General features: G+C 64.1%; 27 protein-coding genes. 11 read left to right on the plus strand and 16 right to left on the minus strand.

Translation table 11 applies throughout. The annotated features are described in order from the left end of the window. Positions 1 to 123: 123 nt before the first annotated feature. The 5 genes from DPM35_RS08450 to DPM35_RS08470 all read right to left on the minus strand — a co-directional run bounded on the left by DPM35_RS08450 (position 124) and on the right by DPM35_RS08470 (position 7,403). A complete protein-coding gene (locus DPM35_RS08450) occupies positions 124 to 306 on the minus strand; it encodes a hypothetical protein (protein ID WP_112126805.1) in 183 nt (60 codons plus the stop codon). Positions 307 to 398: 92 nt separating this feature from the next. Then, the gene (locus DPM35_RS08455) at positions 399 to 788 is read right to left on the minus strand and encodes a nuclear transport factor 2 family protein (protein ID WP_112126806.1); all 390 of its coding nucleotides are present in this window, start codon (positions 786 to 788) and stop codon (positions 399 to 401) included. A 102-nt stretch (positions 789 to 890) separates the two neighbouring features. Beyond that, entirely contained in the window at positions 891 to 2,417 is a 1,527-nt protein-coding gene (locus tag DPM35_RS08460; protein WP_112126807.1) for an ABC-F family ATP-binding cassette domain-containing protein, read from the minus strand. 459 nt (positions 2,418 to 2,876) lie between these two features. Beyond that, on the minus strand, positions 2,877 to 5,972 hold the full coding sequence (gene uvrB / locus DPM35_RS08465; protein WP_112126808.1) for an excinuclease ABC subunit UvrB: 3,096 nt from the start codon (positions 5,970 to 5,972) through the stop codon (positions 2,877 to 2,879). A 180-nt stretch (positions 5,973 to 6,152) separates the two neighbouring features. Further along, a complete protein-coding gene (locus DPM35_RS08470; RefSeq protein WP_425373346.1) occupies positions 6,153 to 7,403 on the minus strand; it encodes a hypothetical protein in 1,251 nt (416 codons plus the stop codon). Between the two features lie 155 nt (positions 7,404 to 7,558). Here DPM35_RS08470 and DPM35_RS08475 point away from each other — a divergent pair, with 155 nt between their 5' ends. Both DPM35_RS08475 and DPM35_RS08480 read left to right on the plus strand, forming a co-directional pair. Further along, positions 7,559 to 8,623, plus strand: coding sequence for a CapA family protein (locus tag DPM35_RS08475; protein ID WP_112126810.1), 1,065 nt, complete (start codon positions 7,559 to 7,561; stop codon positions 8,621 to 8,623). A 160-nt stretch (positions 8,624 to 8,783) separates the two neighbouring features. After that, positions 8,784 to 9,755: a DUF3137 domain-containing protein gene (locus tag DPM35_RS08480; protein ID WP_112126811.1), complete on the plus strand. Its 972-nt coding sequence runs from the start codon at positions 8,784 to 8,786 to the stop codon at positions 9,753 to 9,755. 2 nt (positions 9,756 to 9,757) lie between these two features. Here the strand turns inward: DPM35_RS08480 and DPM35_RS08485 are convergent, their stop codons facing one another. Next, on the minus strand, positions 9,758 to 10,159 hold the full coding sequence (locus DPM35_RS08485; RefSeq protein ID WP_245431474.1) for a YegJ family protein: 402 nt from the start codon (positions 10,157 to 10,159) through the stop codon (positions 9,758 to 9,760). A 236-nt stretch (positions 10,160 to 10,395) separates the two neighbouring features. On the opposite strand from DPM35_RS08485, the gene DPM35_RS08490 reads away from it, so the two are divergent. Beyond that, entirely contained in the window at positions 10,396 to 11,022 is a 627-nt protein-coding gene (locus tag DPM35_RS08490; protein WP_112126813.1) for a hypothetical protein, read from the plus strand. A gap of 60 nt (positions 11,023 to 11,082) precedes the next feature. Here DPM35_RS08490 and DPM35_RS08495 read toward each other — a convergent pair whose 3' ends face one another. Next, positions 11,083 to 11,598, minus strand: a complete 516-nt coding sequence (locus DPM35_RS08495) for a hypothetical protein (protein WP_112126814.1) — start codon at positions 11,596 to 11,598, stop codon at positions 11,083 to 11,085. An 804-nt stretch (positions 11,599 to 12,402) separates the two neighbouring features. On the opposite strand from DPM35_RS08495, the gene DPM35_RS08500 reads away from it, so the two are divergent. Beyond that, entirely contained in the window at positions 12,403 to 13,341 is a 939-nt protein-coding gene (locus DPM35_RS08500; protein ID WP_112126815.1) for a diacylglycerol/lipid kinase family protein, read from the plus strand. 72 nt (positions 13,342 to 13,413) lie between these two features. On the opposite strand, the gene DPM35_RS08505 is transcribed toward DPM35_RS08500, so the two are convergent. Genes DPM35_RS08505 through DPM35_RS08515 form a run of 3 tightly spaced genes read right to left on the minus strand, consistent with a single transcriptional unit; the run spans position 13,414 to position 17,152 of the window. Continuing rightward, positions 13,414 to 14,331 (minus strand): NAD(P)-dependent oxidoreductase, encoded by a 918-nt coding sequence (locus DPM35_RS08505; protein ID WP_112126816.1) that lies wholly within the window; start codon positions 14,329 to 14,331, stop codon positions 13,414 to 13,416. Then, complete coding sequence (locus DPM35_RS08510; RefSeq protein ID WP_112126817.1) at positions 14,328 to 15,539, minus strand: mandelate racemase/muconate lactonizing enzyme family protein; 1,212 nt, start codon at positions 15,537 to 15,539, stop codon at positions 14,328 to 14,330. Before DPM35_RS08510 ends, DPM35_RS08505 begins: the two co-directional genes overlap by 4 nt. Further along, a complete protein-coding gene (locus DPM35_RS08515) occupies positions 15,536 to 17,152 on the minus strand; it encodes a GMC family oxidoreductase (protein WP_112126818.1) in 1,617 nt (538 codons plus the stop codon). Before DPM35_RS08515 ends, DPM35_RS08510 begins: the two co-directional genes overlap by 4 nt. A 192-nt stretch (positions 17,153 to 17,344) precedes the next feature. Between DPM35_RS08515 and DPM35_RS08520 the strand changes: the two genes are divergently transcribed. Both DPM35_RS08520 and DPM35_RS08525 read left to right on the plus strand, forming a co-directional pair. After that, positions 17,345 to 17,740, plus strand: coding sequence for an acyl-CoA thioesterase (locus DPM35_RS08520; RefSeq protein ID WP_042646168.1), 396 nt, complete (start codon positions 17,345 to 17,347; stop codon positions 17,738 to 17,740). Between the two features lie 117 nt (positions 17,741 to 17,857). Next, on the plus strand, positions 17,858 to 18,061 hold the full coding sequence (locus DPM35_RS08525; RefSeq protein WP_112127115.1) for a hypothetical protein: 204 nt from the start codon (positions 17,858 to 17,860) through the stop codon (positions 18,059 to 18,061). A 171-nt stretch (positions 18,062 to 18,232) separates the two neighbouring features. On the opposite strand, the gene DPM35_RS08530 is transcribed toward DPM35_RS08525, so the two are convergent. Next, positions 18,233 to 18,601, minus strand: coding sequence for a winged helix-turn-helix transcriptional regulator (locus tag DPM35_RS08530; protein ID WP_112126819.1), 369 nt, complete (start codon positions 18,599 to 18,601; stop codon positions 18,233 to 18,235). Positions 18,602 to 18,691: 90 nt separating this feature from the next. Between DPM35_RS08530 and DPM35_RS08535 the strand changes: the two genes are divergently transcribed. The 5 genes from DPM35_RS08535 to DPM35_RS08555 all read left to right on the plus strand — a co-directional run bounded on the left by DPM35_RS08535 (position 18,692) and on the right by DPM35_RS08555 (position 23,316). Next, positions 18,692 to 19,297, plus strand: a complete 606-nt coding sequence (locus DPM35_RS08535) for an NADPH-dependent FMN reductase (protein WP_112126820.1) — start codon at positions 18,692 to 18,694, stop codon at positions 19,295 to 19,297. 196 nt (positions 19,298 to 19,493) lie between these two features. Beyond that, positions 19,494 to 19,859 (plus strand): avidin/streptavidin family protein, encoded by a 366-nt coding sequence (locus DPM35_RS08540; protein WP_112126821.1) that lies wholly within the window; start codon positions 19,494 to 19,496, stop codon positions 19,857 to 19,859. A gap of 250 nt (positions 19,860 to 20,109) precedes the next feature. Next, on the plus strand, positions 20,110 to 20,655 hold the full coding sequence (locus tag DPM35_RS08545) for a winged helix-turn-helix transcriptional regulator (RefSeq protein ID WP_112126822.1): 546 nt from the start codon (positions 20,110 to 20,112) through the stop codon (positions 20,653 to 20,655). Beyond that, complete coding sequence (locus DPM35_RS08550) at positions 20,652 to 21,746, plus strand: HlyD family secretion protein (RefSeq protein ID WP_112126823.1); 1,095 nt, start codon at positions 20,652 to 20,654, stop codon at positions 21,744 to 21,746. The genes DPM35_RS08545 and DPM35_RS08550 overlap by 4 nt, the downstream gene beginning before the upstream one ends. 7 nt (positions 21,747 to 21,753) lie before the next feature. Continuing rightward, entirely contained in the window at positions 21,754 to 23,316 is a 1,563-nt protein-coding gene (locus DPM35_RS08555; protein ID WP_112126824.1) for a DHA2 family efflux MFS transporter permease subunit, read from the plus strand. A 30-nt stretch (positions 23,317 to 23,346) separates the two neighbouring features. Here the strand turns inward: DPM35_RS08555 and DPM35_RS08560 are convergent, their stop codons facing one another. The 5 genes from DPM35_RS08560 to DPM35_RS08575 all read right to left on the minus strand — a co-directional run bounded on the left by DPM35_RS08560 (position 23,347) and on the right by DPM35_RS08575 (position 25,940). Next, positions 23,347 to 23,598, minus strand: a complete 252-nt coding sequence (locus DPM35_RS08560) for a hypothetical protein (RefSeq protein ID WP_112126825.1) — start codon at positions 23,596 to 23,598, stop codon at positions 23,347 to 23,349. A 77-nt stretch (positions 23,599 to 23,675) separates the two neighbouring features. Continuing rightward, positions 23,676 to 23,855: a hypothetical protein gene (locus DPM35_RS08565; RefSeq protein WP_112126826.1), complete on the minus strand. Its 180-nt coding sequence runs from the start codon at positions 23,853 to 23,855 to the stop codon at positions 23,676 to 23,678. 214 nt (positions 23,856 to 24,069) lie between these two features. After that, positions 24,070 to 24,249: a hypothetical protein gene (locus DPM35_RS08570; RefSeq protein WP_146767928.1), complete on the minus strand. Its 180-nt coding sequence runs from the start codon at positions 24,247 to 24,249 to the stop codon at positions 24,070 to 24,072. A 154-nt stretch (positions 24,250 to 24,403) separates the two neighbouring features. Then, the gene (locus DPM35_RS32375; RefSeq protein ID WP_181591982.1) at positions 24,404 to 24,580 is read right to left on the minus strand and encodes a hypothetical protein; all 177 of its coding nucleotides are present in this window, start codon (positions 24,578 to 24,580) and stop codon (positions 24,404 to 24,406) included. A gap of 49 nt (positions 24,581 to 24,629) precedes the next feature. Beyond that, the gene (locus tag DPM35_RS08575) at positions 24,630 to 25,940 is read right to left on the minus strand and encodes a hemolysin family protein (RefSeq protein ID WP_112126828.1); all 1,311 of its coding nucleotides are present in this window, start codon (positions 25,938 to 25,940) and stop codon (positions 24,630 to 24,632) included. Between the last annotated feature and the right edge of the window lie 241 nt (positions 25,941 to 26,181).

Raw genomic sequence — 26,181 nt, forward strand, 5'->3', positions numbered from 1 at the left:
CTGGCTTGCGAGCCAAAGGACGGATGCAGCGGCGGCGATCCTACATGCCTCGCGAAGAATTTTTAACGGACCGGCTCCCGGCAGCCCAGGTGACCGGAGAACAATCGCATTGAAGGTGCGCCCTTATATGACCTTCGCCGAAAAGGTGGAGGCGCGGCGGCTTTCGCGCGTTTCGAAGATCTCCGGAAAGCCGATGTCCTTGCGCAGCTCCGAAGGCAGCGAGAGCAGTATGCGCTCGCTGCGGTGACGGGCACGCGCCTGGGCATACCGGTTGGCGAGGCGGCCAATGGACGACAGTACCGACATGATCGTTCTCCCTGGTTGATGCCGGCATCATCATGTCGGCATCCCAAGGACGAGGCGGCAAGAGGCGATCCGACAGATCGCTCCAATCTTTTTCAGAACACCGACGCCGCCAGCGCGGTGTCGTAATATTCCACCATCTCGATGATCTCGCCGTCGCGCACCGTCCAGAAATTGGCGGTGCGCATGATGAACTCCTCGCCGGTGGCGCGGCGCGTCATGTGGATCTCGACCTGTGCGGCAACCTTGTCGCCACCATCGATGATCTCGACCGGGACAAAGTGGCGGTATTCGAAGTCATCGTCGAGCGCCAGCAGCCTGGAGAGGAATTCCTGCTTGCCGTGCGCGGTGCCGGCATGACGCGATTGCCGGGGATCGGCAATCCAGCGGAACACGACATCCTCGGCGCACTGCGACAAGGCGCCCTCGATGTCGCGGTCCGCATAGGCTTTGTAGAGATTGCTGACGATTTCCACTGCACGCATGGCCCGTTCCCTCCATGGCTAAGCAATTCAGCATGCGCTTTTTTTAGCAGATGGAAAAGTATCGCCAGGCCGGCGGTGGCGGCCTGGCGGGTGTATCGTCTCTCAGTTGGGCGTTTCGGCGACGGAGCGGAAGAACGCTTCCGGGTCGTCGATTTCGGTCAGCCGCCGCTTCTCGATCAGCCAGAAGCGGTTGCCGACCGCGCGGATGAAGGAGCGGTCGTGCGAGGCAAGCAGACAGCTTGCCTGATGCTTCAGCAACTCGTCCTCCAATGCTTCCTGGCCATCGATGTCGAGATGGTTGGTCGGCTCGTCGAGCAGATAGAAATTGGGGTGGATGAGCCGGAGTACCAGCATCATCAGCCTCGACTTCTGTCCACCGGACAGAACGCCGATCTTCCGCTCCTGCATTTCGATGGCCACCCCGGCGCCGGCGAGCAGCGAACGGGCGCGCTGCTCGCCGACCTCGAAGCGGCGCGAAAGCATCGCCAGCGGCGTGTCGCCGCCATCGATGCCCGACAGCGCCTGATCGCCGTAGCCGAGCACGGTCGACGGCGTCACCTTGATGTTCGCGATCGAACCCGGTTCGGCAATGGCGTTGCGGATCATGGCGATGAAGCGCGTCTTGCCGACGCCGTTGCGGCCAAGCAGCACGATGCGATCGTCCTGGCAGATATGGCGCTTGCCGGTCTTGAACAGCGCCGCGCCGTCCGGCGTTTCGACTGTCGCGTCCTCCAGCGTGATCAGCACCTTGGCGTGGGTGCCGCGGTTCGTCAGCTTGATCGCGCCGGCCGAGCGCTCGCGATGCGCGGCCACCGCCGCGTCCTCGAGCTTCTCTGCCCGTTCCTTCAATTGCTTGGTCTTCACCGTCAAAAGGTCGCTGCCTGAATTGATGCCGATGTTGTTCAGCTTGGCGGCCTGCTTGCGCAGCTGCTGAGCAATCTTCATGTCGCGCTCGAACTTGCGCGCCGTCGAGGCGTCGAGCTCGTCGAGCGCCTGCCTGGCGCGCGCATAGGGCAGAGCGAACACCGGCGACTCCTCCGAACGCAGGAACAACGTGCGGTTGGTGGTGGCGTCGAGGAAAGCGCGGTCATGGCTGGCGATGATCACCGGCACCTCGCGCGGCAGCGCGTTGAGCCAGTCCTCCAACTGGCTGATCCTGGCGAGATCGAGATGATTGGTCGGCTCGTCGAGCAGAAGCACATCCGGATCGGTGACCCAGACGCGGGCGATCAGCGCCAGCCGCTGCCAGCCACCGCTGAGCGCGCGCATCGGACGGCCGCGCATGTCTTCCGGCACGTCGAGCGAATCCAGCACTACGTCCACCCGCCACAGCTCGCTGTCGCGCTGCTGGGCCGGCAAGGCATCGGCGACGACGTCATGAAAGCTGCGATCGAGCAGCGCCTCGGGAACGGATTGCTCGACATGGCCGACACGCAGGCCTCGTGACCGGGTGATGTCGCCGGCGGTGGGTTCGAACGCGCCCGCCAGGCATTTGAGAAGTGTGGATTTGCCCCGGCCATTGGCCGCGACGATGCCGAGCCGGTCGCCCGCGCCGATGGTGAGATCGAGATTGGAGAAGAGCGGCGCACTCATGGTGACGCCGAGGGATTTGAGGCTGATCAAGGCCATGTCGATTTCTCTGGTCTTGCCGGAAAGTCCAGCTGATGCACTTTGACGGTGCGCTGGCCGATCATCGGATCAGCTTAGCGGCACCACGAAGGGCAGACCAAAAATCGAGACGGGAAAAACCCGGACCGTCCGCTCAGCCCTGCAAGCAAGCTCGCAGGGCGCAAATCGGGCCACGCTGACGATGGTGATCGATAAACACGCAGCCCTCCTTTCCAGATGTTCGAGTTGGAGATTGGGTACACCGGCGGAAGGGCGGATGGCAAGGGGCCGGTGGAGTACTTCCCTTCTCCCCTTGCGGGAGGAGGTGTCGCCGAAGGCGACGGATGAGGGGTGTTCCAGCTTGGCGTCGCCGGAGGAGACGGCAAGTTTGCTAGCCTCTCACTCCGCTGGAACACCCCTCATCCGTCTCGGCGCTACGCGCCGATCCACCTTCTCCCACAAGGGGAGAAGGAGAGTCCGCTACTGCCCAGGCCGGCCTGTCTTGCCCGGGCGCCGCTTCTGGCGGCGCTCGTCGGCCGGGTCCTCGTAGGAGCCGATGCCCGAACGTTGGCGGACAATCGGCTTGTCGTCGCGCCCTTCCGGCGCAGGAGAAATCGGTTTTGGCTTCGCCGGCACTTTTCCCTCGACCGGCTTTTCCGTTCGCCGCACCGTCATCTCGTCGAGCGAGTTTTTTCTGAACAACGGCTTGGTGCGGTCGCCGGGAATGCCGAAGTCGGAGCCATGCGCTTCCTGCGCCGTCTGCTTCTTGAACAGCGAGCGCGACACCGCGCCGGCCGGCGTCGCCATGTCCGTGCCGGGCCCCATGTCGTCGAGCGACGGCTTGGCGAAGAGCGGCTTCTTCACCGGCACGGCGCCGTCGGCGCCCATCTCGTCGAGATGCGGCTTGCGGAACAGGTTGGGCCGGGCAGCCTTGGCAGCTTCCTCCGCGGCGCGTGCCTCGTCGAGCCTGCGGAAACGCTCCTGCTCCTCGGCCGTGCGATGCCTGGCAACGCCCTTGTTGTGCTTGCCCTTCTCGCGGCCCGAGGCAGGACTTTGGCTTTCCACCTCGCGCGCCAGCGGGTCGTCGGAGATGGCAAGCTCCATTTCGCGCAGCCGCTTGATCTCGTCGCGGATGCGCGCCGCCTTCTCGAAGTCGAGATTGGCGGCGGCATCGCGCATCTGCTTGTCGAGCGCCTCGAGATGGGTCTTGAGGTTGTTGCCGATCATCGCACCCGCATCGTCGGTGAACTGCGAGATGTCGGCGCGGACGTGGTCCTTCTCGTAGACGGAGTCGAGAATGTCGGCGATGCGCGACTTGACCGATTCCGGCGTGATGCCGTTGGCGGCGTTCCATTCCATCTGCTTCTCGCGGCGGCGATTGGTTTCCGCCATCGCCCGCTCCATCGAACCGGTGATCTGGTCGGCATAGAGGATGACCTTGCCGTCGACATTGCGGGCGGCGCGGCCGATGGTCTGGATCAGCGAGGTTTCCGAGCGCAAAAAACCTTCCTTGTCGGCGTCGAGGATGGCGACGAAGCCGCACTCCGGAATGTCGAGGCCTTCGCGCAGTAGGTTGATGCCGACCAGCACGTCGAAGGCGCCGAGGCGCAGGTCGCGCAGGATCTCGATGCGCTCCAGCGTGTCGATGTCGGAATGCATGTAGCGGACGCGAATGCCATTCTCATGCAGATATTCGGTGAGGTCCTCGGCCATGCGCTTGGTGAGCACGGTGACCAGCGTGCGGTAGCCGAGCCTTGTCGTCTCGCGGATCTCGCCGACGACATCGTCGACCTGGCTCTTGGCCGGACGCACCTCGACCGGCGGATCGATCAGGCCGGTCGGGCGGATGACCTGCTCGGCGAAAACGCCGCCGGACTGCTCCAGCTCCCAGCCGCCCGGTGTGGCTGAAACGGCGACGGAGAGCGGGCGCATGGCGTCCCATTCCTCGAAGCGCAGCGGCCGGTTGTCCATGCAGGAGGGCAGGCGGAAGCCGTATTCCGCCAGCGTCGCCTTGCGGCGGAAGTCGCCGCGGTACATGCCGCCGATCTGCGGTACGGTGACATGGCTTTCGTCGATGAAGATCAGCGCGTTGTCGGGCACATATTCGAACAAAGTCGGCGGCGGCTCGCCCGGGGCGCGGCCGGTGAGATAGCGCGAATAGTTCTCGATGCCGGCGCAGGAGCCGGTCGCCTCCAGCATCTCCAGGTCGAAGCGCGTGCGCTGTTCCAGCCGCTGCGCCTCCAGCAAGCGTCCAGCCTTTTCAAGCTCTTGCAGGCGATGCTTGAGTTCTTCCTTGATCGACTTGATGGCCTGATTCAAGGTCGGGCGCGGCGTCACATAGTGCGAGTTGGCGTAGATCTTGACGCTCTTCAGCTCGCCGGTCTTCTGCCCGGTCAGCGGATCGAATTCTGTGATGGACTCGATCTCGTCGCCGAACATCGAGATGCGCCAGGCGCGATCCTCGAGGTGGGCCGGAAAGATCTCGATCGTGTCGCCGCGCACGCGGAACGAGCCGCGCACGAAATTGATGTCCTGGCGCTTGTATTGCTGGGCGACGAGGTCGGCGAGAAGCGAGCGCTGGTCGAGCCGGTCGCCGACCTGCATCTGGAAGGTCATCGCCGTATAGGTCTCGACCGAGCCGATACCGTAGATGCAGGACACGGAAGCGACGATGATGACGTCGTCGCGCTCCAGTAGCGAGCGCGTCGCCGAGTGGCGCATGCGGTCGATCTGCTCGTTGATCGAGGATTCCTTCTCGATATAGGTGTCGGTCCGGGGCACATACGCTTCCGGCTGGTAATAGTCGTAGTAAGAGACGAAATACTCGACCGCGTTCTCGGGGAAGAACTTCTTGAACTCGGCATAGAGCTGGGCGGCCAGTGTCTTGTTGGGCGCCAGGATCAGGGCGGGGCGCTGCGTCTCCTCGATCACCTTGGCCATGGTGAAGGTCTTGCCCGAGCCGGTGACGCCGAGCAGCACCTGCGTGCGGTCGTTCCGCTCTACGCCTTCGACGAGGTCCTTGATGGCGGTCGGCTGGTCGCCGGCGGGCTGGAAATCCGAGACCATCTTGATGGCGATGCCGCCTTCCGACTTCTCCGGGCGGGCCGGACGGTGCGGCGTCCAGAGCTGGCCGTCCTTGTGCAGCGGATTGCCGGATTCAATCAGCGCCGACAGTGCCGCAACGGTCGCGGTGACGCCGCTGGACGAAACCTGCTCGGCGTCCTCGAGGCTGATGTCGAGGCCGGCCACCGGGTTGAGGCCGGCGGCCGCGCGTTCCTTGGCCGACGCCGCGCCGCCCATCGAGGTGCCGCGCGCGGTCCGCCCCGGCGCCGACGAGCGCTCGGGGATCTTCTTCGGGGCTTTCGCCTTCGGCTGCTTTTCCGCCTCGCGCTCGATCTGCCCGGCCCAATCGGAGATCGAGCCGGTCAGCGGCGCGCCGGTGAAGTCGGCCTGCGGCGCCTCGGCAAAGCCGCCGGGATTCAACGGCTCGGCGGCGTCGAGGAAGTCGGTCAGCGGGCTGCGCCGCTTCGGCGCGCCGTCTTGCGAAGGCGTCTTCTTGTCAGGATGTCTGGCCATGGCTCGAATATGGGTGGACTCGGCCGAAATGGAAAGAGCCGAGTGAATGGGCGCCGGCTTGGCGCGGACGCTGCTGACAGAAGGCTGTCAGGAGGGGCGTCATGACCGATTGGGAAGGCTAACGCCGACCAGGTTCTCTCGCCCATTTCATGCGGGCGAGGAACACAAGACTTGCGACCCTCAATTGAACCACAGCGCGAACGTCAAAAACCCGGCGCCGCCGAACTCGCGCCGGATCTGGTCGAAATCGTCGCTGGTGAGGATCTTGCCGCTTTCGAGATAGGGTGCGATGCCCGGGCCGGTGATCGACAGGACGAGGTCGAAAGGTTTCGGCTCATCGAAGAAGCGCTTCATGTTGATGCCCTTGCCGGTGATGCGGAAATGCGGCAGCAGCACTCGGCCTTCGAGAAGGTCCTCGGCCATGGTCAGCGTGGCGAGCCAGGCGGTGACCTGCTCCTGGCCGACCTCGAGGCCGGTGAGGGGATTGGCGCCTTTCTGCTGCGGGCCCGGCAGCCATTCGCGGTCATTGTCGGTCTCGGCCAGGATCGCCTTCCAGTCCTCGCGCGACAGCCGGATCATCTCCAGCAGGTGGCGGCGCGCGGCCTGTCTGCGCTCCGGCTCGACCACCGGCCAGTTGACGAGATGCACCAGCGAGACGAAGTCGGCGAAGCGCCATTCCGAGGCGAAGATGCTGCCGCTCATGCCGCCATCGGGCGGCACCAAGGCATCCTGCAGCGGCAGTTTCGCGCGCGGGAACAGCATGTGGAAGGAGCCGTCGAACATGGCCCTGAAATCATGCGCCAGCCAGAAATCGGCCTGCGCCATGAGGAACTCGGCATAGCCCTGCAGCCAGAAACCGTCGGCGCGATCAAAGCGGAAGGTAAGCGAAGGCGCGGCAGCGCTCGTGTCGATGCTGCCATGCGCGAGCGAGGCCATGATCGCGGCGAAGCTTTCGTCGGGCGCGATCGTGCCGTCTTCGTTGAGGTCGATACCGGCACGGGAGAGGTCGACCTCCATGCCGATGTCGGCGTTGGCCGGTACCGAGCCCAGTGTTGCGGCGGATTTTTCGAGCCGGTCGCGGAAAGAGACCAGGATGGCTCGGAATTCCTCATAGGTGAGCGGCTGCGGGCTGGGATTGTCCGGCACGGGCAGTTGCATCAGCGGCAACATGAAGGATTTCGGGCTCTCGAAGCCATGGCGATGCAAGCCGCCGGCGAGGAGTTCCAGCGCGGTGAAGAACTCGCCGGCGCCGGCGGCGTAGGCCGAGGCAGGGTCCTTGGCCGCCACCGCCTCCAGCGTCGACAGCGCCGCGTTGCGGTCGGCCACGCTCTTCGCCTCGAACAGGGACTTGGCTGCGTCCGGCATCTGCGCCCAGGAGAAGGACGCCGGCAGGAATGCCAACAAGGCTGCTGCAAGGATCGCTCTACGCATCGTCATCGCCCTCCACTGCGTCATGTCGCGAGCATACACGTATTTGGCTTGAGGCGTCGCGCGGCCCGCGCCGACCGACGGGCGCGCTTTCGCAAGAGCGCCCGGCTTCAACCGGCCGGGCAGACAGTCTACAGAGGGCAAAACTGGACGTGCCCGTGTCGAATTATCCGCTTTCCTACAAGCTGTCCTGGCTGCCGCGCCTGCTGAGACCGTCTCTCGGTGGCGACCGAAGCGGTTTTGTGGCGCCGGCGGCGACGTTGATCGATCCGCCGCCGATGCGGACCGTGCGGCTGGCGTTTGTCGGCGACATTTCGGCGGTCGCCAACCGTGATGCGCCGGAATGCGATCCGGCGATCGCCGCGCTGCTCTCCTCCGCTGACCTCGTGGTCGGCAATTGCGAAAGCCCGATCGTGGAACGGCCACGCGCGCTGGTGGGGACTTGGCTCGGCACGCGACATGCGATGAGCGAGCGCTTTCTCGTGGACGCGCTTGCCGCTGTCGGCGTCGCGCGCGACAGGCTCGTGCTGTCATTGGCCAACAACCATGTGCTCGACCAGGGGATTGCCGGTTTCGAAGAAACGGTCGCGGCGCTCGATCGGCTCGGGATCCGCACCATCGGCACGCTTGCCGGCGGACCGGTCCAGCGTCATGCCGGCGGACAGCTGACCATCGGCTTTACTGCCCTCACGCTCTGGCGCAACACCGACCCCGCGCCGTTCGAAAAACGCATCTCGATGCGTCCCGCCGAATGGCCACGCGACGCCGTTTCCGACATCGACTTCGCCTGCGCGGTGCCGCACTGGGACTGGGAGTTCCGGCATTTTCCGCGGAAAGCGACGCGGGCGCTGGCGAGACAGCTGGCGGAGAAGGGCGCCGGGCTGATCGTCGGGCATCACGCCCATGTCGTGCAACCGGTCGAGCGCGTCGGCGGCAGCCTCACCGCTTATGGGCTCGGCGATTTTCTCGGCACTGCCTTCGCCAGGCCGCCATGGCCGGCACGCATCGGCTCGATATTCGTGGTCGACGTCAGTGCCGATCCGGCCACGCGCGGCATGATCGCCGCCTACCGGCAGCATTTCTTCATGCGCCTCGCGGGTAAAGACCATGAGTGGCTGGTGCCGGTGGAGGCGCTGGATGGCCCGCTCAAGCAAAGGGTCGCGGCGCGGCTGGAGGCGATTTTTCCTGCTCCCGGAACTAGAGCAATTCCAGGAAAAGTGTGAGCGGTTTTCCATCAGGAATTGCGTTAAAACAAAGAGTTAGAGCGGTCCGCCGTCTCCGTGAAACGGTGAAACGCTCTAGGTGCCGATCGCCGTAGGCACAGGCGACTTTCGCGCAAAAGCCGTTATCATAAGCCGATCTCAGCGGCGGCCGGGGGTGGCCATGGAAGCAGCGGATTTCATGCCCAGCGAGGCGGTGATCGCAGGCATCAGGCGCGGCATCGAGGAGTATGAGGCGAAACGGGCGTCGGTTCAGAGACAGGTCCGCTGGCGGGTGCCGGTGTTCGTCGGCCTGGTCGTCGTCTTCGTCGCGGTGATAGCCTGGCTGTTCAACGCTGTTGCCGACCCCCACGAGCAATGGCTCTCGACACCGCATGTCTTTCTCTATCTCGGCGGCATGGTCGTCGCAGTGCTGCTCTATTTCCAGGCGCTGCGGCCGGCGACCCGGCTGCAGCAGTCCTTCCGCGATACGCTTTTGCCGATGATCTTCGGCTTCGTGCGCGACGTGCGCTACCAGCACGGCATGCGGCCGAACTCCTTCGACAGGATGCCGCGCGAAACGGTCGCCGCCTTCAGCCGGCAGAGCTTCGACGACATCATTTCCGGACGCTACGAGGATTTTCCGTTCGAGCTCTACGAGGCGAAACTCTGGGAAGGCTCCGGCAAGAGCGAGACGACCGCTTTCAAGGGCGTCATCGTCGCCTTCGAGACCATCGAGCCGTTCCCGGGAACGCTGGTTGCGGCGCGCAAGGCCGGCAAGGTGACGCACTTCTTTCGCGGCATGTTCGCCTCGAAGATGCAGGAGCTGTCGTCCGGGGTCGAGGACTTGGATGCCACCTATGAATTTCGCACCGACAATGTCGAGGCGGCACGGCCGTTGGTCACCGGCCGCCTAGCGCAGGCGCTGACCTGGCTGCGCGAGACATGGCCCTACGACCAGGCCAGGGTGGCGCTCAGCGGCAGCGACGGCTTTCTGTTGATGCCGCGCTCGAAGAACTTCTTCGAGCTGCCGGATATTTCGGAACCGATCGACTACAACAGGCACGTCGCGCCGATGATCGCCGATCTCGGCGCTATGCTGGCGACGGCGGCGCTGGTGCGCAAGATCGGCGCGAAAGACGAGGCGGCTGGTTAAGCTCAGCAGTCGAAGCCGTACTTGGTGCGCAAGTCGTCGGCCTCCGCCTTCGACATCCTTTTGAACATCACGCAGACGGTGAAGCTGCCGACCTGATGGCCGTTCCTGGTGTAGCCCCAGTCGGAAATGTCATCCCTGGTGAATTCGATGTTCTGGCCGAGCACTACGTTATGCACCTCTGCGGGCTGGTTCGACAGGATTCCGACAAATCCGGCTTCGGTGCGGCGGAAGGGCACAACCCAGAAATGCTCGGTGATGTTGCCGTCCTTTACCTTCACCTTCAGCTTGAAGCGCGATGTGCCGGCCGGAGGGCTATCGGCGAGCGCGAGGAACTCGTCGAGGCTGGAAAGCGCCTGCTTTGTCGCGGCTGCCATTTCCGGATCGCCCGGGGCGAATATGGTCACGCGATCATCATTCGGATCGGTAGCCTGCGCGCCGGCCGTCGCCGAGGCCAACACAGAGACAAGACACAGTGCGGCGCGAACAGCCAAGGTCATCGAAATGCCCCCCATTTCAGAAAGGCCGCTATCTTTCCGCATCGCGGGGACGTGATCAACCAGATGATTTGCAAAGTGACCCACGCCAACCGCCATCAAAAAATGATAAGCGCTACGTCGGAACCGCGCGGAGAGGACAGGACATGCGACTGAGACTGGCGGCTGCGGCATTCGTCGCGATCATGCTATGCGCCGGGCTTGCCCGTGCCGAGGACCCGAAGGCCTTCAAGCTGACCATCGACGGCGTGACGGTCGACATCGATCCGGGCGAGGATATCGACGTGACGCTTCCAGGCGGCAAGACCAGCAAGGTGAGGCTCGAGCACAACGACTTCGCCACCTTCTCCGGCGGCACGTTCTCCTTCGTCCATCCGAGCAATTATTCTGTCACCAAGACCGATCTCGGCGACGGCATCGCCCAATATCTCATGGCTTCGGCGCTGGGCACCCTCGTCGTGGTGCAGAAATACGACAAGATGAACCCGGTCTCGCTCAACCAGCTGATGCTGCAGGAGATGACGAAGGAAACGGTCCAGGCGGGCGGGCAACTGACGCAGCAGCCGACGACCCGCAAGCTCGCCGACGGCAAGGAACTGACCGGCCTCAAGGCCACCGTCAAGACGCGTACCGACAGCGCGGATTTCGAGATTGTCGGCTTCGGCACGGCCGATCAGGGGCTGCTCTTCATCACGCGCATCGGCGATCAGGACAATGCGACGGAACAGCCGTTGATCGACAAGTTCTGGGAGACTCTCAAGATCAAGCTGTAAGGCGTTTCGATATTCAGGTGAGGCCGGCCTGACCTGAATCTCAACGCGCCTGGGACGGACTTACAGCCCGGTCAGACCGGCCAGCCAGCTTGCCGAGCGCTTCGCCGCGTCCACGGTCGCGCCGGCGGCGCGGCTGAGATCGGTCTTGACCACGGCATAGCCGGCCTTGGTGCGGTAAAGCATGGCGCGGCCGCCATCGACCGATCCATCGAAGGCGACCGGCTTCGCGGCTTCGGTTTCGCTGGCCGTCACCGTTCCGCCGACCGGAACGCTTGGGCGATGGTCGAGCTCGGGCGGCAGCGGGGCGATGGTTTCGACCACGCGGTTCCTGGGCTTCAGATCCGGCCTGGAGGCTTTCGCGGCAAGCTCGGAGGAAGAGGCCGAGCCCTTGACGCGGCAGATGCCTGAAACCAGCGGATAGTTGAAATTGCGCTGGTGCAGCATCTGGCTCTTCATCGCCGCCTCGCAGTCGGCGATCGTCGCCCATTTGGCCGGCGTCTCGCCGATATATTCGCACAGCTTCGCATCGCAGTCGCAGCCGACGATGGTCATGGCGACAAGGGCGGTCTTGATCACGGTCTTGTCCCTTCGAAATCGCTACCCATTCCACTTGCATCAATCCGCGCTGAACAAGGCGGGATTTGGCCGCGATTGTGAAATGTGGATGACGGGGCGGTTGCGAAGGTTGCTCAGGCAGCGACTGTGACCGAAATGCCTCAGGCAGGCCTGGCCGTCCCAAAAAGACAGTCGGCGCTGGGATTTCTCCCAGCGCCTCCCTGTCAGATCAGAACCGGTTAAGGCAGCAACTTCCGTAAAGTCGTCGCGCCAGGCCAGCCTTGATTTTGACGGTCCTGCCAGTCGCCACCCGAGGGCAGCGCCCGTTCCAGACCACGCCGATCTCCACCCTTGCGGGCTTCGCCCAGCGTGCCATCGAAGGTTTTTCCCGGCCTTCATGGCAGCATCGGTCCGCCGTCGGCGTTGGCACGCTTTCCGCGGCACCCGTAGGTCTCGGCATCCGTCCCTCCAACAGGCGAACCTGCTCTCGTTCTGGGCCGTACGGGCCTCAGGAAATCCGCCTTGCGCTTTTGCCTTTCGGCTGGGGCGTTCAGTGGCCGCCTGAGATGGGTTGAATGTACGTCGGGTAAGCGGTTTGGGGAATGCCGGCACGCCTGTGGATAGCGGGATTATCGGGGACCAACGGCAAAAGCCTCGGAATTCGCTGGCCGAACCCCTTAGACAGCCTGCCCTGCTTTTTTAGCGACCTTGGATGTTGGAGGCTTGCTCCGCCGACCCGTCCGCGTTTGAATGTCGGCAAAAGAGTTTGGGCTCCAGCGCGGACTCTGCCGCGCATTTGCGCGATGTGCCTCGGGGGAGGTCGGATTGAAGGTCGGGGTGGTTCTCAATCCGATTGCCGGAGGCGGCAGTCTCAAGCGGCACTGGGCGGAGGCGGCGGCATCGCTCAAAGCGAATTTCGGCGATTTCGACCTGCGCGAGACGCAAGCCAGCGGCGACGCCGAGCGGCTGGCGATCGACCTCGCCGCCAACGGATGCGAGCTGGTGATCGCGGCCGGCGGCGACGGCACCGCCAGCGAGGTGGCCGATGGGCTGCTGCAGGCGCAGGACGAGATCGGTCATGAAAGCGCGCTTGGACTTCTGCCCTGCGGCACCGGCATCGACTTCGCGCGCGGGCTTGGCCTGCCGCGCGGCATAGGCGCCTCGGTCAAGCAAATCGCGGATGCCAAGAGCCGGAAAATCGACGCCGGGCGCGTCTGCTATATCGACGATCATGGCGCGTTGGCCAGCCGCCATTTCATCAACATCGCCAGCCTCGGCCTGTCCGGCGCCACCGATCGCGCCGTCAATGCCGACAAGCGCAAGGGCAGGGTGTCGGCCAAGACGCTGTTCTTCTGGCGCACGGTGCTGGAGTTCGTCCGCTATCGCTTCCAGGATGTCCGGATCACCATCGACGACGGCGAGCCGGTCGAGGTGCGCATGGCGCTGGTGGCGGTGGCCAACGGCAAATTCTTCGGCGGCGGCATGATGATCGCGCCGGATGCCGAGCTCGCCGATGGTCAGTTCGACATCGTCATCCTGCGCGCCGCCGGCAAGCTCGGGCTGATAAGGGACATCCGCCTGCTCTATGGCGGACGCCACCGCAACCATCCGGCCATCACCATCCTGCGTGGCCGCAAGGTGCTGGTCGAGCCTCTGGGCGATGCCGAGAAGAATGGCGCGCTGGTCGACATAGACGGGGAGTCGCCAGGCCGGATTCCGGCGACATTCGAAATCCTGCCCGGCGCGCTAACCTTGAGAGGTTGAATCAACTGGCTGACGGTTTGATTCAGCCGGTGCTGTCAGGCGATTGAAACAGCTGGCTAAATTTTTGTCGGATTACAGTTCGAGCCTGGCCGGAAAGCCCGGCGCGCGAAGCTCGGTGCCGACCGCATCCTCGAGCAGCTTGACGATCTGCGTCGACCAAGCGTTGCCGCCATAGGCACGCTTGCCTTCCTCGAAGATCGCGTTGACGCGTGTCGCCAGATCGAGCGGCGCGCCGCAATCCCGGCCCATGGCAAGCGCGAAGCCGAGATCCTTCAGCGCCAGGTCCATGGTGAAGCCGATGTCGTAGGAGCCGTTCAGGATGAGCTGGCTTTCGGTCTCGTGGACGAAGCTGTTGCCGGAGGAGGCGACGATGGCGTGGTAGGCCTGAGCAAGGTCGAGACCCCCTTGCTTGGCGAGCATCAGCGCTTCGCCGGCGGCGACCAGATGGATGAAGGCCAGCATGTTGGTGATCACCTTGATCACCGCCGCCGAGCCGATCGGGCCCATCAGGAAGGATTTTGCGCACATCGCTTCGATCGCCGGCCGGTGCCATTCGTAGAGCGCGGCGTCGCCTCCGACGAGGGCGGTGATCTTGCCAACCGCGGCCAGATGCACGCCGCCAGTGACCGGGCATTCGAGCGTCTCGATGCCTTTTGCCGACGCAAGTGCGGCGAGCCGCACAATCTCGTCGCGGCCATTGGTCGACATTTCGATCCAGGTGCCGCCCTTGGGCAGGCCCTGGAGCAATCCGTCTGGGCCGGCCAGCACCGCTTCGCTGACCTTTGGCGAGGGTAGGCAGGTGATCGCATTGCCGGCGCGGGCCGCGGCCTTGGCTGGGCTCGCCGCCGCCGTGGCGCCTAGCGCGACGAGGCGCTCGACCGCCGCCGGATCGCGGTCGACCACGGTGACGGCGAAGCCGTTGCGCAACAGGCTGGCGGCAAGGTTGCCGCCGAGATGGCCAAGGCCGATGAAGGCGTAAGCGAGGGTCACGGCATCAGCGGCGTCTGCATCATCTGCAGATGCAGGTCCTTGCCGCTGTAGGGGTGCGCGTCGCAGACTGCCTCGTCGAGCTCGACGCCGAGGCCGGGCTCCTTCGACGGAATGACGTTGCCGTCCTGCCATTCGATCTTCTTCTTGAGCAGGGTGGCATGGAAACCGTCCCACTGCTTCAGCGATTCCAGGATGAGGAAGTTGGGCAGCGTGACGGCAAGCTGGATGTTGGCGGCGCCGACGATTGGGCCGCAATAGCAATGCGGCGCGACCTGGATGTGATAGGCCTCGGCCATGGCGGCGATCTTCTTGGTCTCGAGGATGCCGCCGGAGCGGCCGAGATCCGGCTGCAGGATGGTCGCGGCGCGGTTTTCGATGACGCGGGCGAATTCGAACTTCGTGGTCAGCCGCTCGCCGGTGGCGATCGGGATCGAGGTGCCGCGTGCGACCTGCGCCATCACCTCGGGCATATCCGGCGGCACCGGCTCCTCGAACCACAGAGGATCGTAAGGCTCGATGGCGCGCGCCAGGCGCAGCGCGCCGGATGCGGTGAACTGGCCGTGCGTGCCGAACAGGATGTCGGCCCTGGTGCCGACAGCCTCACGGATCGCCTTGATCATGCGCGCCGAAAGGTCGATGTCGATCAAGCGCGGCTGGTGGCCATCATAGGCGGTATAGGGGCCGGCAGGGTCGAGCTTCACGGCGTTGAAGCCCTGCTCGACATATTCGAGCGCGCAGGCGGCGGCCATGTCGGGGTCGTTGTAGACGTTCTTGCCACGGGCATCCTCGGAGTGAACGCTGCCGGTGTGCGGGTAGAGATAGGTGTAGGAGCGCAGCGTCTCGTGCACCTGGCCGCCGAGCAGCTTGTAGACCGGTTTGCCGGCCTCCTTGCCGATGATGTCCCAGCAGGCCATTTCCAGCGCGGAAAAGCAGCCCATGCCGGAGACGTCGGGGCGTTGCGTGAAGCCGGAGGAATAGATGCGGCGGAACAGGTTTTCGATGTCGTGCGGGTCGCGTCCGACGAGATAGCGCTCGGCCATGTCCTCGATCATCTTCGCGGTGACATGCGCCGAGAAGGTGGCGTTGTAGGCTTCGCCGTAGCCGACCACGCCGCCGTCGGTGGTGAGCTTGACGAAGATGAAATACTTGCCACCGATGCCGGGCGGCGGGTTGCCGACAACCCAGGTCTTCACGTCGGTGATTTTCATGTGTGATCCTCCAGAACCAAGTCGGCGCCTTTCCATCCGGTCAGGATGGAGGCGGCGTTGGTGTTGCCCGTGATGTTGTCGGGAAAAATCGAGGCGTCGATGACGCGCAGGCCGTCCAGCCCATGCACTTTCAGCCGTGGGTCGACGACGGCGCGCGACACGTCCGGCCCCATGCGGCAGGTCGAGACGGGGTGATAGACGGTGCCCGAGCGTTTCCTGAAATCCTGGATCAGGTCGGCGTCGGATTGTATCGACGGTCCAGGCAGAACCTCTTCCTCGATGATCTCGGCCATGGCCGGCATCGCGGCGATCTTGCGCACGAACTTCACCGCCGCCAGCATTTCGTCGACATCGGCATTGGTCGAATAGGCGTTGGCCGTGATCCTCGGATAGTCGCGCGGGTTGCTCGAGCGGATCATGATCTCGCCGCGGCTGGACGGGCGGCAGTTGGACAGGCCGATCGAGAAGCCCGGCCAGGGGTCGGGCGTCAGGATCGGACGCTCGCCGTTCTTCGGGATGACGGTCGAGAAGGCCTGGAAATAGAGCTGCATGTTTGGCCGCGTCATCGAGGCGTCGGTGCGGAAGAAGCCGCCGGCATTGTTCATCGACAGCGACAGCGGACCGGAGCGCAAGAGGATGTATTGCATGCCGACCAGAAGCTTGCCCCACCAGGGTCGCAGGATCTGGTTCAGCGTCGGCAGCTTGCCCTTGAACGTGTAGTTGATGCCGACATGGTCCTGCAGATTGGCGCCGACATTGTCGTTGGCGTGGACCACCGGGATGCCGAGATTGCCAAGCAACGCCGAGGGGCCGACGCCGGACAGCTGCAGCAACTGCGGCGAGTTGATCGAGCCGCCCGAAAGGATCACCTCGCGGCCGGCGCGGGCCGTTTTCTTCTCGCCGTTCTGTTCGTATTCGACGCCGACGGCGCGCTTGCCCTCGAACAGGATTCTTGTCGCCAGCGCGTTGGTCTCGACGCGAACGTTGCCGCGTTTCATCGCCGGCCGCAGGAAGGCGCGGGCGGCCGACATGCGGCGGCCGTTCTTGGTCGTGATCTGGTACACGCCGACGCCTTCCTGGGAAGCGCCGTTGAAGTCCGGATTGAAGGGCAGGCCGGCCTGCTCGGCGGCCGCCAGATAGCGCTTGGTCAGCGGGTGCACAGCGCGCGAACAATCGGTGATATGCAGCGGTCCGCCGACACCGCGCCATCGATCGGCGCCGGCTGCATTGTCCTCCATCGCCTTGAAGGAGGGCAGCAGGTCGTCATAGCTCCAGCCCGGATTGCCGGCGGCGGCCCAGGCGTCAAAATCCTCGCGCGCGCCGCGGATGAAGACCATGGCGTTGATCGAGCTCGAGCCGCCGAGCAGCTTGCCGCGCGGCCAGTGGTCGGCATTGCCCGCTAAGCCGGGGTCCGGCTCGGCCTTGTAGTTCCAGTTGACGGCCGGGTCGAAGAAGGTCTTGCCGTAGCCGAGCGGCATCTGGACGTAGAAGCGCCGATCGGTCCCGCCGGCCTCCAGCACCAGCACCGAGAAGCGGCCGGAAGCCGACAATTTGTCGGCCACGACCGAACCGGCCGAGCCGGAGCCGACGATGATGAAGTCATAAGTCTGCATGATGGGCGGGCACGCTCCGAAATTCGCGGCCTAGCCTAGACATTGCCGGTTCACGTCGTCGCCGGACCTTCCGGCATCGCTTGTGAAAAAAGCGACTGCTCTGGCGGCGTGGTTTTCGCTTTCAGCAAAGCTTGCGACATCGCAACCGCATTGGTACGGGTTCAGGAAAGCAGCGGCTGAAGGGGTTTCCTCATGGTGCATTACGCGGACGGAAAACCGCTTGGCGATCTCACTTTAAGGACGCTCGCCATGCCCTCCGACGCAAATGCGGCCGGCGACATCTTCGGCGGCTGGGTTATGGCGCAGATGGACCTTGCCTGCGGCATCCGCGCCGCCGAGCGCGCCAAGGGGCGCGTGGTCACCGCCGCGGTCAAGGAGATGTCCTTCGCCAAGCCGATGAAGATCGGCGACACGCTCTGCATCTACACCCATGTCGAGCGAGTCGGCCGCACCTCCATGGTGCTCAAGGTCGAGGCCTGGGCGCAGCGCTACCTTTCCGACCTGATGGAAAAGGTCACCCATGCCGATTTCGTCATGGTGGCGCTCGACGGCGAAGGCAAGCCGAAGCCGGTTCCGGCCGAGAGCTGACAGGTCTCCGATTCTCCGGCAGCTTGCGCTTTGTAACAACGCTCGCGCGGGACATGCGCTTCGCGACATCCAATGGTTGCCTTCGCGCCCCATTTTGAGGTCGCGAGGGGGAAAACAATGCGTCAACACATGCTGAACGGCTGGCTCGTGGCAGCCCTTATCGCGCTGGTCTGCCTGCTCGGAATAACGGCCTATGTGGAGGTCAGGAGAGACCTTCCACGCGTCGCCTGCGTGAGGGACCACAAGGCGATCGACAAGAAGGCCGCGCAGCAGGAGAACTGCTCGACGGTGTGCTGCAACACTACCGCTGTAAGCGCCTGATCGGTGGCCGGCTGAAGACAGTCATCCTTATCGAGACGGATGCACGCAGACACCTGCGAGGCTGGCTGCGGAGCCGCGGCAAATCCGATCAAAGCCGGGAAGGTACGATAGGTCCGGTGCCGGGCCGCACGGGTCATCCAATGGTTCAGAAACCTTTGAACTACAAGGGTTTCAAGCCTGCTGGCTGTCGAATCTCGCCCGCGCCTCGCGGACCCGATTGGTGTTCTTGCGCGCCCATTCGCCGAGCGCGCCGACCGGCACCAGCAGCTCGTGGCCGAGCTCGGTCAGCTCGTAATCGACACGTGGCGGGATGGTCGGAAACACTTTTCGCGTCACGAACCCGTCGCGTTCCAGGCCGCGCAAGGTGGTGGTCAGCATCTTTTGCGAAATGCCGCCCACGGCGGCGCGCAATTCGTTGAAGCGCAGCGCGCCGTCGCCCAGCTTGCCGACCACGAGCACGGTCCATTTGTCGCCGACCCGTTGCAGGATTTCCGACACGGCTCGGCAGTCTTCGGTGATATGCGGGTGCCTCGGTAACATAAACGTGCCCCCTTGCGCGCTGATTTGTCAGTATCACATATAGCGCCGGTATCCAAACGATACCAGAAATTCCCGCAAGGAGAGCCCCTTATGTCCAAGCCAAAAATCGCCATTATCGTCGGTTCGACGCGCGCCGCCCGCTTCGCCGACGCGCCGACGCAGTGGATCGCCAAGATCGCCAAGACCCATGCCGATATCGACGTCGAGATCGTCGATCTGCGCGATTGGCCGCTGCCCTTCTTCGACGAAGTCGCTTCCTCCGCTTGGGCGCCGTCGCAGAACGAAGTGGCGCAGCGCTGGCAGAAGAAGATTGCCGAGTTCGACGGTTTCATCTTCACCGCCGCCGAATACAATCACGCTCCGACCGGTGTCTTGAAGAACGCCATCGATTACGCAGCCAATGAATGGAACAAGAAGCCGGCCGGCTTTGTCGGCTATGGCTCGGTGGGCGGCGCACGCGCGGTCGAACAGCTCCGCCTGATCGCCGTCGAGTTGCAGATGGCGCCGGTCAAGTCGGCCGTCCACATCGCCTGGGGCGATTTCCTTGCGGTGCGCCAGGGCGAGAAGAAGCTCGAGGACATCGAGCATCTGAACCAGGCCGCCGCCGCTCTGATCAACGACGTCGCCTGGTGGGCGAAGGTGCTGAAGGCGGCGCGTGCCGCCGACGCGATCGCCGGCGAAGCGCAGGCCGCCTGAGCGGTCGGTCGAGTTTGTCCTCCCAGTGAGAAGGGGCGGCGCCCGCGCCGCCCCTTTTTCAATTTGCGGGAACCCAAGCTGCGTGCCTGGCTTGGTCCCGGCCCGTTTTGACGGTCACTTGACCGCCCGGAATGACGCGTTAGATGCAGGCTCCAATCCGCCGAAGACGAAGACGGTATAGTCGTGGAGGAGCGGAATGCCTTGGCTCGGCATATGGCGTAATCAATATGGATCTGTCCTTCACATCACCGGCGAGGACGGCGGCCGGATCGAAGGCACGTTCCGCACGGCGCTCGAAGACAGCAGCTTCTATGGACAGGCGGTGCCGATATTCGGCATGGCGCATGGCGATGTGATTGGAGTAACGGCCGCCGGCGAGGGCGCGGCGGGCCCGGCCGCCGTGAGTTACACCGGCATATTGCGGGACGGCAAGCTGGAGACGATGTGGCTGACGGTGGCGGGCAGCACCATCACCGGCAAGGAGGGCGAAATCGCGTCCCGCAAGCAGGTCGGAACCTGGCGTGCCTTTGGCACCAGCCTCGACACCTTCGTCCGAGAATAGCCAAACCGCCAGCAGACACTGCGCGCCATTTTTGATCGCCAGGAACCGCACCATCGCCTGCACCATACGGGCGGCCTGACCTTCTCTCCGCTTACCTCGACGCGATAGAATCTCGCGCTTCTATCCGGCAGCCCAGGAGGCGCCGCTCACGACTTCGTGTCGGCCGATTCCAAAGTCGCGCGCAGAGTGACTTGCATTATGCAATCAACTCGGCTATTTGTGACTTGCATATTGAAAGTGAGCTACGAGAATGGTTGCCAGGACGAGCTTCGAAACGCGCCCATGCCCCATCGCACGCAGCCTCGACGAGGTCGGCGAGTGGTGGAGCATCCTTTTGCTGCGCGACGCATTTCAGGGCCTCACACGCTTCGACCAGTTCCAGAAGAGCCTCGATATCGCGCCCAACATCCTGACGCGGCGGCTGAACAGCCTGGTCGAGCGCGGGCTGTTCGAGAAGCGCGCCTACTGCGAGCGGCCGCTTCGCCATGAATATGTGCTGACGGCCAAGGCTCGCGATTTCCGGCCGGTGCTGCTTACCCTGTTGGCCTGGGGCAACCGGCATCTGGCGCCGGAAGGCCCGAGCCTCGTTGTGGTGGACACGGCTGACGGGCGCTGGGCCGATCCCGTCCTGGTCGACAAGGAGACCGGCAGGGAACTCGACAGCGGTGGCTTCACCCTGGCCACCGGACCGAGGGCCAGCGAGCGCATGCGGCAGCGCTACCGCTTCAGCAGCGAGGGCTCGGGCCTGCCGCTCGTCGAGAACGCGCTGGGCCAGGAAGAGGCGGGAAGCAGATGAACAAGGCTCTTTCCCCGGCTGAACTGCAGGCCTCCGTCGTTGAAGCCCCGAAGCCTGCGAGGAAGCGGCGCAAGCCGCTGCTGCTCGGCGCCGCGCTGATCGCGATCGCTGCCGCTGGATGGTATGGCGCCAAGTGGTGGCAGGCCAACCGCTTCATGGTGACGACCGACGATGCCTATGTCGGCGGCAATGTCACGCCGCTGGCGCCACGCGTAGCCGGCCATATCGACCAGGTGCTCGTCGGGGACAATCAGCACGTCAGCGCCGGCCAACCGATCATCCGCATCGACGACAGGCCGTTCAAGGCGGCGCTGGAACGCGCGCAGGCATCGGTGCAGCAGAAGCAGTCGGCGCTCGACAATCTGCGTGCCCAGATATCGCTGCAGAACTCGCTGATCGAGCAGGCCAGCGCCGATCTCGAGGCCAAGAGCGCCGCCGCGGCGTTCACCGCGCAGGACGCCAAGCGCTACGCGGTGCTTGCCAGCGCCAGGACCGGCTCGCAGCAGGATGCGCAAAAGAGCGCCGCGGCCGATGGCCAGGCGCAGGCATCCGTCGTCGCCGCGCGGGCGGCGCTTGCGGCATCGAGGCAGCAACTCGACGTCCTCGACACCCAGATTTCGGAAGCGACCGCGGAAGTCGCGGCCGCCAAGGCGGATCTCGACACTGCGCAGCTCGACCTCGGCTTCACGGAAATCCGCTCGCCGATCGAGGGCATCGTCGGCAACAGGCTGGCGCAGGTCGGCACCTATGTCTCGCCGGGCAGCTACCTGCTGACCATCGTGCCTGCCTCGGGCCTGTGGGTCGACGCCAATTTCAAGGAAGACCAGTTGCGGGCGATGGCCGACGGCCAGGCCGCGACGGTCTATGCCGATATCGCGCCCGACCGGCCGCTCAAGGGCCATGTGACCAGCCTGGGGCCGGCAACGGGGGCGATCTTCAGCGTCATCCCGCCGCAGAACGCGACGGGCAATTTCACCAAGATCGTTCAGCGTGTGCCGGTGAGAATCGCGATCGATGCCGACCAGGCGGGCAAGGTCGCGTTGCGGCCCGGCCTGTCCACTGTCGTCACCGTCGATACCGGATCGCGCTGAGGGCGCCATGTCAGCGCCGGCCGCCCCGCAATCCTTCCTCGCCAGCATCCTGCCGTTCATGGTGATGTGCGTGGGGATGTTCATCGCGCTGCTCGACATCCAGATCGTCGCGTCCTCGCTGCAGGACATCGGCGGCGGCCTGTCGGCCGCGCAGGACCAGATCGGCTGGGTGCAGACCTCATATCTGGTGGCGGAGATCATCGTCATCCCGCTGTCGGGCTGGCTCACACGCGTCTTCTCGACCAGGTGGCTCTTCACCATCTCGGCCGCCGGTTTCACTTTTGCCAGCATGCTGTGCGGCTTCGCCTGGAACATCGAAAGCATGATCGTGTTCCGCGCGCTGCAGGGGTTGCTCGGCGCCTCGATGATCCCGACGGTGTTCACCTCGTCCTTCCATTATTTCCAGGGCCCGAGGCGCGTCTATGCCGCCGCCGTCGTCGGCAGCATTGCCTCGATCGCGCCGACGCTAGGGCCCGTCATCGGCGGCTGGATCACCGACACCTTGAACTGGCATTGGCTGTTCTACGTCAATGTCGTCCCCGGGGTGGTCATCACCGTCCTCGTTGCGCTGCTGGTCAAGATCGACAAGGGCGATCTGTCGTTGCTGAAGGGCGCGGACTATATCGGCATGGCGCTGATGGCGGTCAGCCTCGGCACGGCGGAATATGTGCTGGAGGAAGGCTCGCGCTGGAACTGGTTCGACGACGCCACCATCCGCAATGGCGCCGTCGTCGCCGTGGTCACGCTCATCCTGTTCGTCGTCCGCAGCCTGACCTATGCGCAGCCGGTGGTCGATTTCCGCGCCTTCGGCAACCGCAATTTCGCCATTGGCTGTTTTCTCTCCTTCATCACCGGTATCGGCATCTTCGCCACGATCTATCTGACGCCGCTGTTTCTCGGCTATGTGCGCGGCTACAACGCGTTCGAGACGGGGCTCGCGGTGTTCTCCACCGGCGTCGCCTCGATGGTGGGCGTTCCGGTCTACATCTTCCTTGCCAAGCGCTTCGACACGCGCTGGCTGATGATGTTCGGGCTGGCCTCCTTCGGCGCATCGATGTGGAGCTTCAGCGCCATCACCAGCCAGTGGGGCTCAGCCGAGCTTCTCCTGCCGCAGATCTTTCGCGGCTTCCCGCAGGTCTTCGCCGTCGCGCCCAGCGTCAATCTCGGGCTGGGCAGCCTGCCGCCGGAACGGCTGAAATATGCCAGCGGCCTGTTCAACACCATGCGCAATCTCGGAGGCGCGGTCGGCATCGCCATCTGCGGCGCGATCCTCAACAACCGCACCAATTTCCATTTCCTGACGATCGCTTCGCATCTGACGCCGCAGAACGAGGCGGCCATGCGCCTCCTCGACAACGTCGCGCATCGCTACGGCCAGTTGCCCGGCGCCATCGATGACGGCCACGCCGCTTCGCTGAAGCAGCTCTGGCAACTCACCTATCGCGAGGCTTCCACCATGGCCTATGCCGACGCGTTCCTGGTGATCATGGTGGCCTTCGTCATCGCCACGGCGCTGGTGCCGTTCCTGCGCAACGTGATGCCGAAGGCGCCGCCGCCGGACGCGCATTGAGAGGCGCGCAAGTGCTGCGGGCGATGCAGTTTACTGCGACCCCGCCCCAAACCAGCGGATAAAAGCAGCGTCCTTGCCGGTGATGTCCTTCACTGCTTTCAGCAATGCCTCGTGCAGGGTTTGCATGGAGCGGTAGTGATCGCACTGCGTCGATATCAACGGCGCCACGATACTGCGATGCAGCTCTCCCGCCGCCCTCATGAACCGCTCAAGCTCCGACTCCGATAATTGCTTTGCCTTGTTGCGCCGAACCACCGCGATCTCCTGCGAGAATCGTCCCATCCAAGGATTAAATTCCTATACGCGTCGGAAAGTTTCCAGCGACCGCTGGTTGCCTTTTTCGACCTATTGTCGCCAGCCTACCACTTCGCGCTGAAGCCGACCGAGCCGCAGAAGGAACGACTGTCGCCGAAATCCTCCAAGCTGGTGCGCGCCAGCAGCTCGCCATGGACGGAATAGCGGTCGTCAGCCCAGCTCAGCGAGCCACCAAAACCGAGGCCTCCCCACAGTTGCTGCGGCCGCCGACGGTTCTCACGCATGCCCCCTGCAATTGCCTCGCCAGCCCGTGTCGGATTGCCTGGCGACCTGGACAGCGCGGAACCCGGGCGGTCCGGCCGCTTATCACGGTGACACGGGATTTGCGGGCCGGACCTTGCCCTGCGGCTTGGCCGCCCAGGGCAACACGTGGTTAGCTTCGCCCTTGGCAGCTAACGTTGGCAATCGATAGTCGGTGCACGCCCTAGCCGGGGCCAATCAAACGGAACCGCGTTCAAGCTCCACCGACAACTGGACAAGGTCGGAAATGCCACGGCCGAAAAGAATCATGATCCTGATCGCGATTCGTTCGCGACCATCCTTGTCGGCGATGTGGTGCCTTGCGCAGTAGTCGTTCAAGGCTTTTGTGAGAATGTCGAGCTCGGCGGAATCCGCCACACCGCATGCTGGCATGCTTGCCCTCCCTTGACAGGGGCGAAAGCATGATAGCCGCTTTCAAGCGTCCGCTTGCCTCTATTCGGTACGGACGACGAATGAAGGTTACGCTCGAAATGTGACCGTTACGAGTCAATTTGCGCAGGGTGAAATCCACCTATTTCTTCTTCAGCAGCCGCGCCTCGCGAAGCAGCGAACTGGCGTCGATGCCGATCATGTCGACGAGGTCGCGGGCCTGGGCCTCGGTGATCCCGGTTTCCTGCACGAGAAACCGGACCCGGAATTCCTTCTCCGCCTTCAGTCGCGCGTCGCGTTCTTGCTTGTCTTCGGCCATGGATCTTTCCCCATGTCCTGAAACTGCAAGCAGGCGATCAAAGTTCCGCTCAGCGCGCCACGGGCCGATGCCCGTCGGGCAGGCGGGTGGCGATCAGCTTGTCGATGCGGCGCCCGTCGAGGTCGACGACCTCGAACCGCCAGCCTTGCGCGTCGACGCACTCGCCTGTCGTCGGCAGATGGTGGAGGTGCGACAGCACATAGCCGGCCACGGTCTCGTAGTCGCGGTTCTCGGGCAGGTCGATGCCCAGCACCTCCGCCATCTCGTCGGCCTGCATGTAGCCGGCGAGCAGCCATGAGCCGTCATCGCGCTTGACGGCATTTTCCTCTTCGCCGGCCTCGAGGTCGGAGCGGAACACGCCGGTGATCGCTTCCAGGATGTCGGCCGGCGTGACGATGCCTTCGAAATGGCCATACTCGTCATGGACCAGCGCCATCGGCACGTCCGATTCCCTGAGCTTCTGGAGCACGTCGAGCGCGTCGGCCTGGTCATGCACGATAGGTGCGGCGCGCACGTGCTGGCGCGGATCCAAGACCCTGCCGGCCAGAAGGGCGGCCAGCACGTCGCGCGTCTGGATGACACCGACCATGGCGTCGACATTGCCGTCGCCGACGGGCAATCGCGAGTGCTGCGTTTCCATCAAGAGCTTTCGGGTCACCGTCTCGTCGGATTGCAGGTTGAGCCAGTCGACCTCCGTGCGCGGCGTCATCACCGCGCGCACGGCGCGGTCGCCGAGGCGCATGACGCCGGCGATCATGCGACGCTCGTCGGATTCGATGGTGCCGTGATGCTCGGCCTCTGCGACCAGCATCTTGATCTCCTCGTCGGTGACCTTCTCTTCCGCTTCGCCGGCCTGGCCGAGCAGCCACAGCACGGCGCGGCCGGAGAGGTCGAGCAGGAAGACCAGCGGCGCCGAGACGGTGGCGAGGATGGTCATTGCGGGCGCGGCTCGAACCGCGACCCGCTCGGGATCGCGCAAGGCGATCTGCTTCGGCACCAGTTCGCCGACGATCAGAGAGGCATAGGTGATGACGGCGACGACGATGCCGACGCCGACGGGGTCGGCAATGTTTTCGCGGATGCCGGTGGAGGCCAGATATTGCGCCAGCCTTTCACCGAGCGTGGCGCCCGAGAACGCGCCCGAGAGGACGCCGACGAGCGTAATGCCGATCTGCACCGAAGACAGGAACTTGCCGGGATTCGAGCCCAACGCCAGCGCGCGTCCGGCGCCCCGGACGTTGCGGTCGATCATCGCCTTGAGCCGGGCCGGCCGCGACGAGACGATGGCAAGCTCCGACATTGCCAAAAGGCCGTTCACCAGGATGAGGACGGCAACGACGGCGATCTCAACGTAAAGCATGGGCGGTCAATAGCATTGCTGCAGTGCATTCGAAAATAGCCTGCCGGTATTTTTGGCGGATGACAGGCCGGAGCAAGGCAGGTGCCTTGAGAGGCTTCGGGCGAAGTTGGCATCGGCCTGGAGTGTGCAAACCGCACATCGGCGCGAAGGGCTCAATTCAGCGACAGCGCCCTATTAAAAATCAAAGGGATAGAGTGGAACCAATATCAAATGATATAGTTAGGATAGCTCGTTGGGGGTT

The sequence above is a fragment of the Mesorhizobium atlanticum genome, from assembly GCF_003289965.1.
In the GTDB taxonomy this organism is placed as follows: Bacteria; Pseudomonadota; Alphaproteobacteria; order Rhizobiales; family Rhizobiaceae; genus Mesorhizobium; species Mesorhizobium atlanticum.

Bases quoted from the DNA above. Each gene is read 5' to 3' on its own strand.
- DPM35_RS08470 (WP_425373346.1), bottom strand. From the start codon at position 7,403: ATGCGTAGAGCGATCCTTGCAGCAGCCTTGTTGGCATTCCTGCCGGCG.
- DPM35_RS08510 (WP_112126817.1), bottom strand. From the start codon at position 15,539: ATGAAAATCACCGACGTGAAGACCTGGGTTGTCGGCAACCCGCCGCCC.
- DPM35_RS08575 (WP_112126828.1), bottom strand. From the start codon at position 25,940: ATGCTTTACGTTGAGATCGCCGTCGTTGCCGTCCTCATCCTGGTGAAC.
- DPM35_RS08535 (WP_112126820.1), top strand. From the start codon at position 18,692: ATGTCCAAGCCAAAAATCGCCATTATCGTCGGTTCGACGCGCGCCGCC.
- DPM35_RS08455 (WP_112126806.1), bottom strand. From the start codon at position 788: ATGCGTGCAGTGGAAATCGTCAGCAATCTCTACAAAGCCTATGCGGAC.
- DPM35_RS08520 (WP_042646168.1), top strand. From the start codon at position 17,345: ATGGTGCATTACGCGGACGGAAAACCGCTTGGCGATCTCACTTTAAGG.
- DPM35_RS08490 (WP_112126813.1), top strand. From the start codon at position 10,396: ATGCGACTGAGACTGGCGGCTGCGGCATTCGTCGCGATCATGCTATGC.
- DPM35_RS08550 (WP_112126823.1), top strand. From the start codon at position 20,652: ATGAACAAGGCTCTTTCCCCGGCTGAACTGCAGGCCTCCGTCGTTGAA.
- DPM35_RS08545 (WP_112126822.1), top strand. From the start codon at position 20,110: ATGGTTGCCAGGACGAGCTTCGAAACGCGCCCATGCCCCATCGCACGC.
- DPM35_RS08515 (WP_112126818.1), bottom strand. From the start codon at position 17,152: ATGCAGACTTATGACTTCATCATCGTCGGCTCCGGCTCGGCCGGTTCG.
- DPM35_RS08560 (WP_112126825.1), bottom strand. From the start codon at position 23,598: ATGGGACGATTCTCGCAGGAGATCGCGGTGGTTCGGCGCAACAAGGCA.
- DPM35_RS08525 (WP_112127115.1), top strand. From the start codon at position 17,858: ATGCGTCAACACATGCTGAACGGCTGGCTCGTGGCAGCCCTTATCGCG.
- DPM35_RS08540 (WP_112126821.1), top strand. From the start codon at position 19,494: ATGCCTTGGCTCGGCATATGGCGTAATCAATATGGATCTGTCCTTCAC.
- DPM35_RS08555 (WP_112126824.1), top strand. From the start codon at position 21,754: ATGTCAGCGCCGGCCGCCCCGCAATCCTTCCTCGCCAGCATCCTGCCG.
- uvrB (WP_112126808.1), bottom strand. From the start codon at position 5,972: ATGGCCAGACATCCTGACAAGAAGACGCCTTCGCAAGACGGCGCGCCG.
- DPM35_RS08450 (WP_112126805.1), bottom strand. From the start codon at position 306: ATGTCGGTACTGTCGTCCATTGGCCGCCTCGCCAACCGGTATGCCCAG.
- DPM35_RS08565 (WP_112126826.1), bottom strand. From the start codon at position 23,855: ATGCGTGAGAACCGTCGGCGGCCGCAGCAACTGTGGGGAGGCCTCGGT.
- DPM35_RS08530 (WP_112126819.1), bottom strand. From the start codon at position 18,601: ATGTTACCGAGGCACCCGCATATCACCGAAGACTGCCGAGCCGTGTCG.
- DPM35_RS32375 (WP_181591982.1), bottom strand. From the start codon at position 24,580: ATGGCCGAAGACAAGCAAGAACGCGACGCGCGACTGAAGGCGGAGAAG.
- DPM35_RS08460 (WP_112126807.1), bottom strand. From the start codon at position 2,417: ATGGCCTTGATCAGCCTCAAATCCCTCGGCGTCACCATGAGTGCGCCG.
- DPM35_RS08480 (WP_112126811.1), top strand. From the start codon at position 8,784: ATGGAAGCAGCGGATTTCATGCCCAGCGAGGCGGTGATCGCAGGCATC.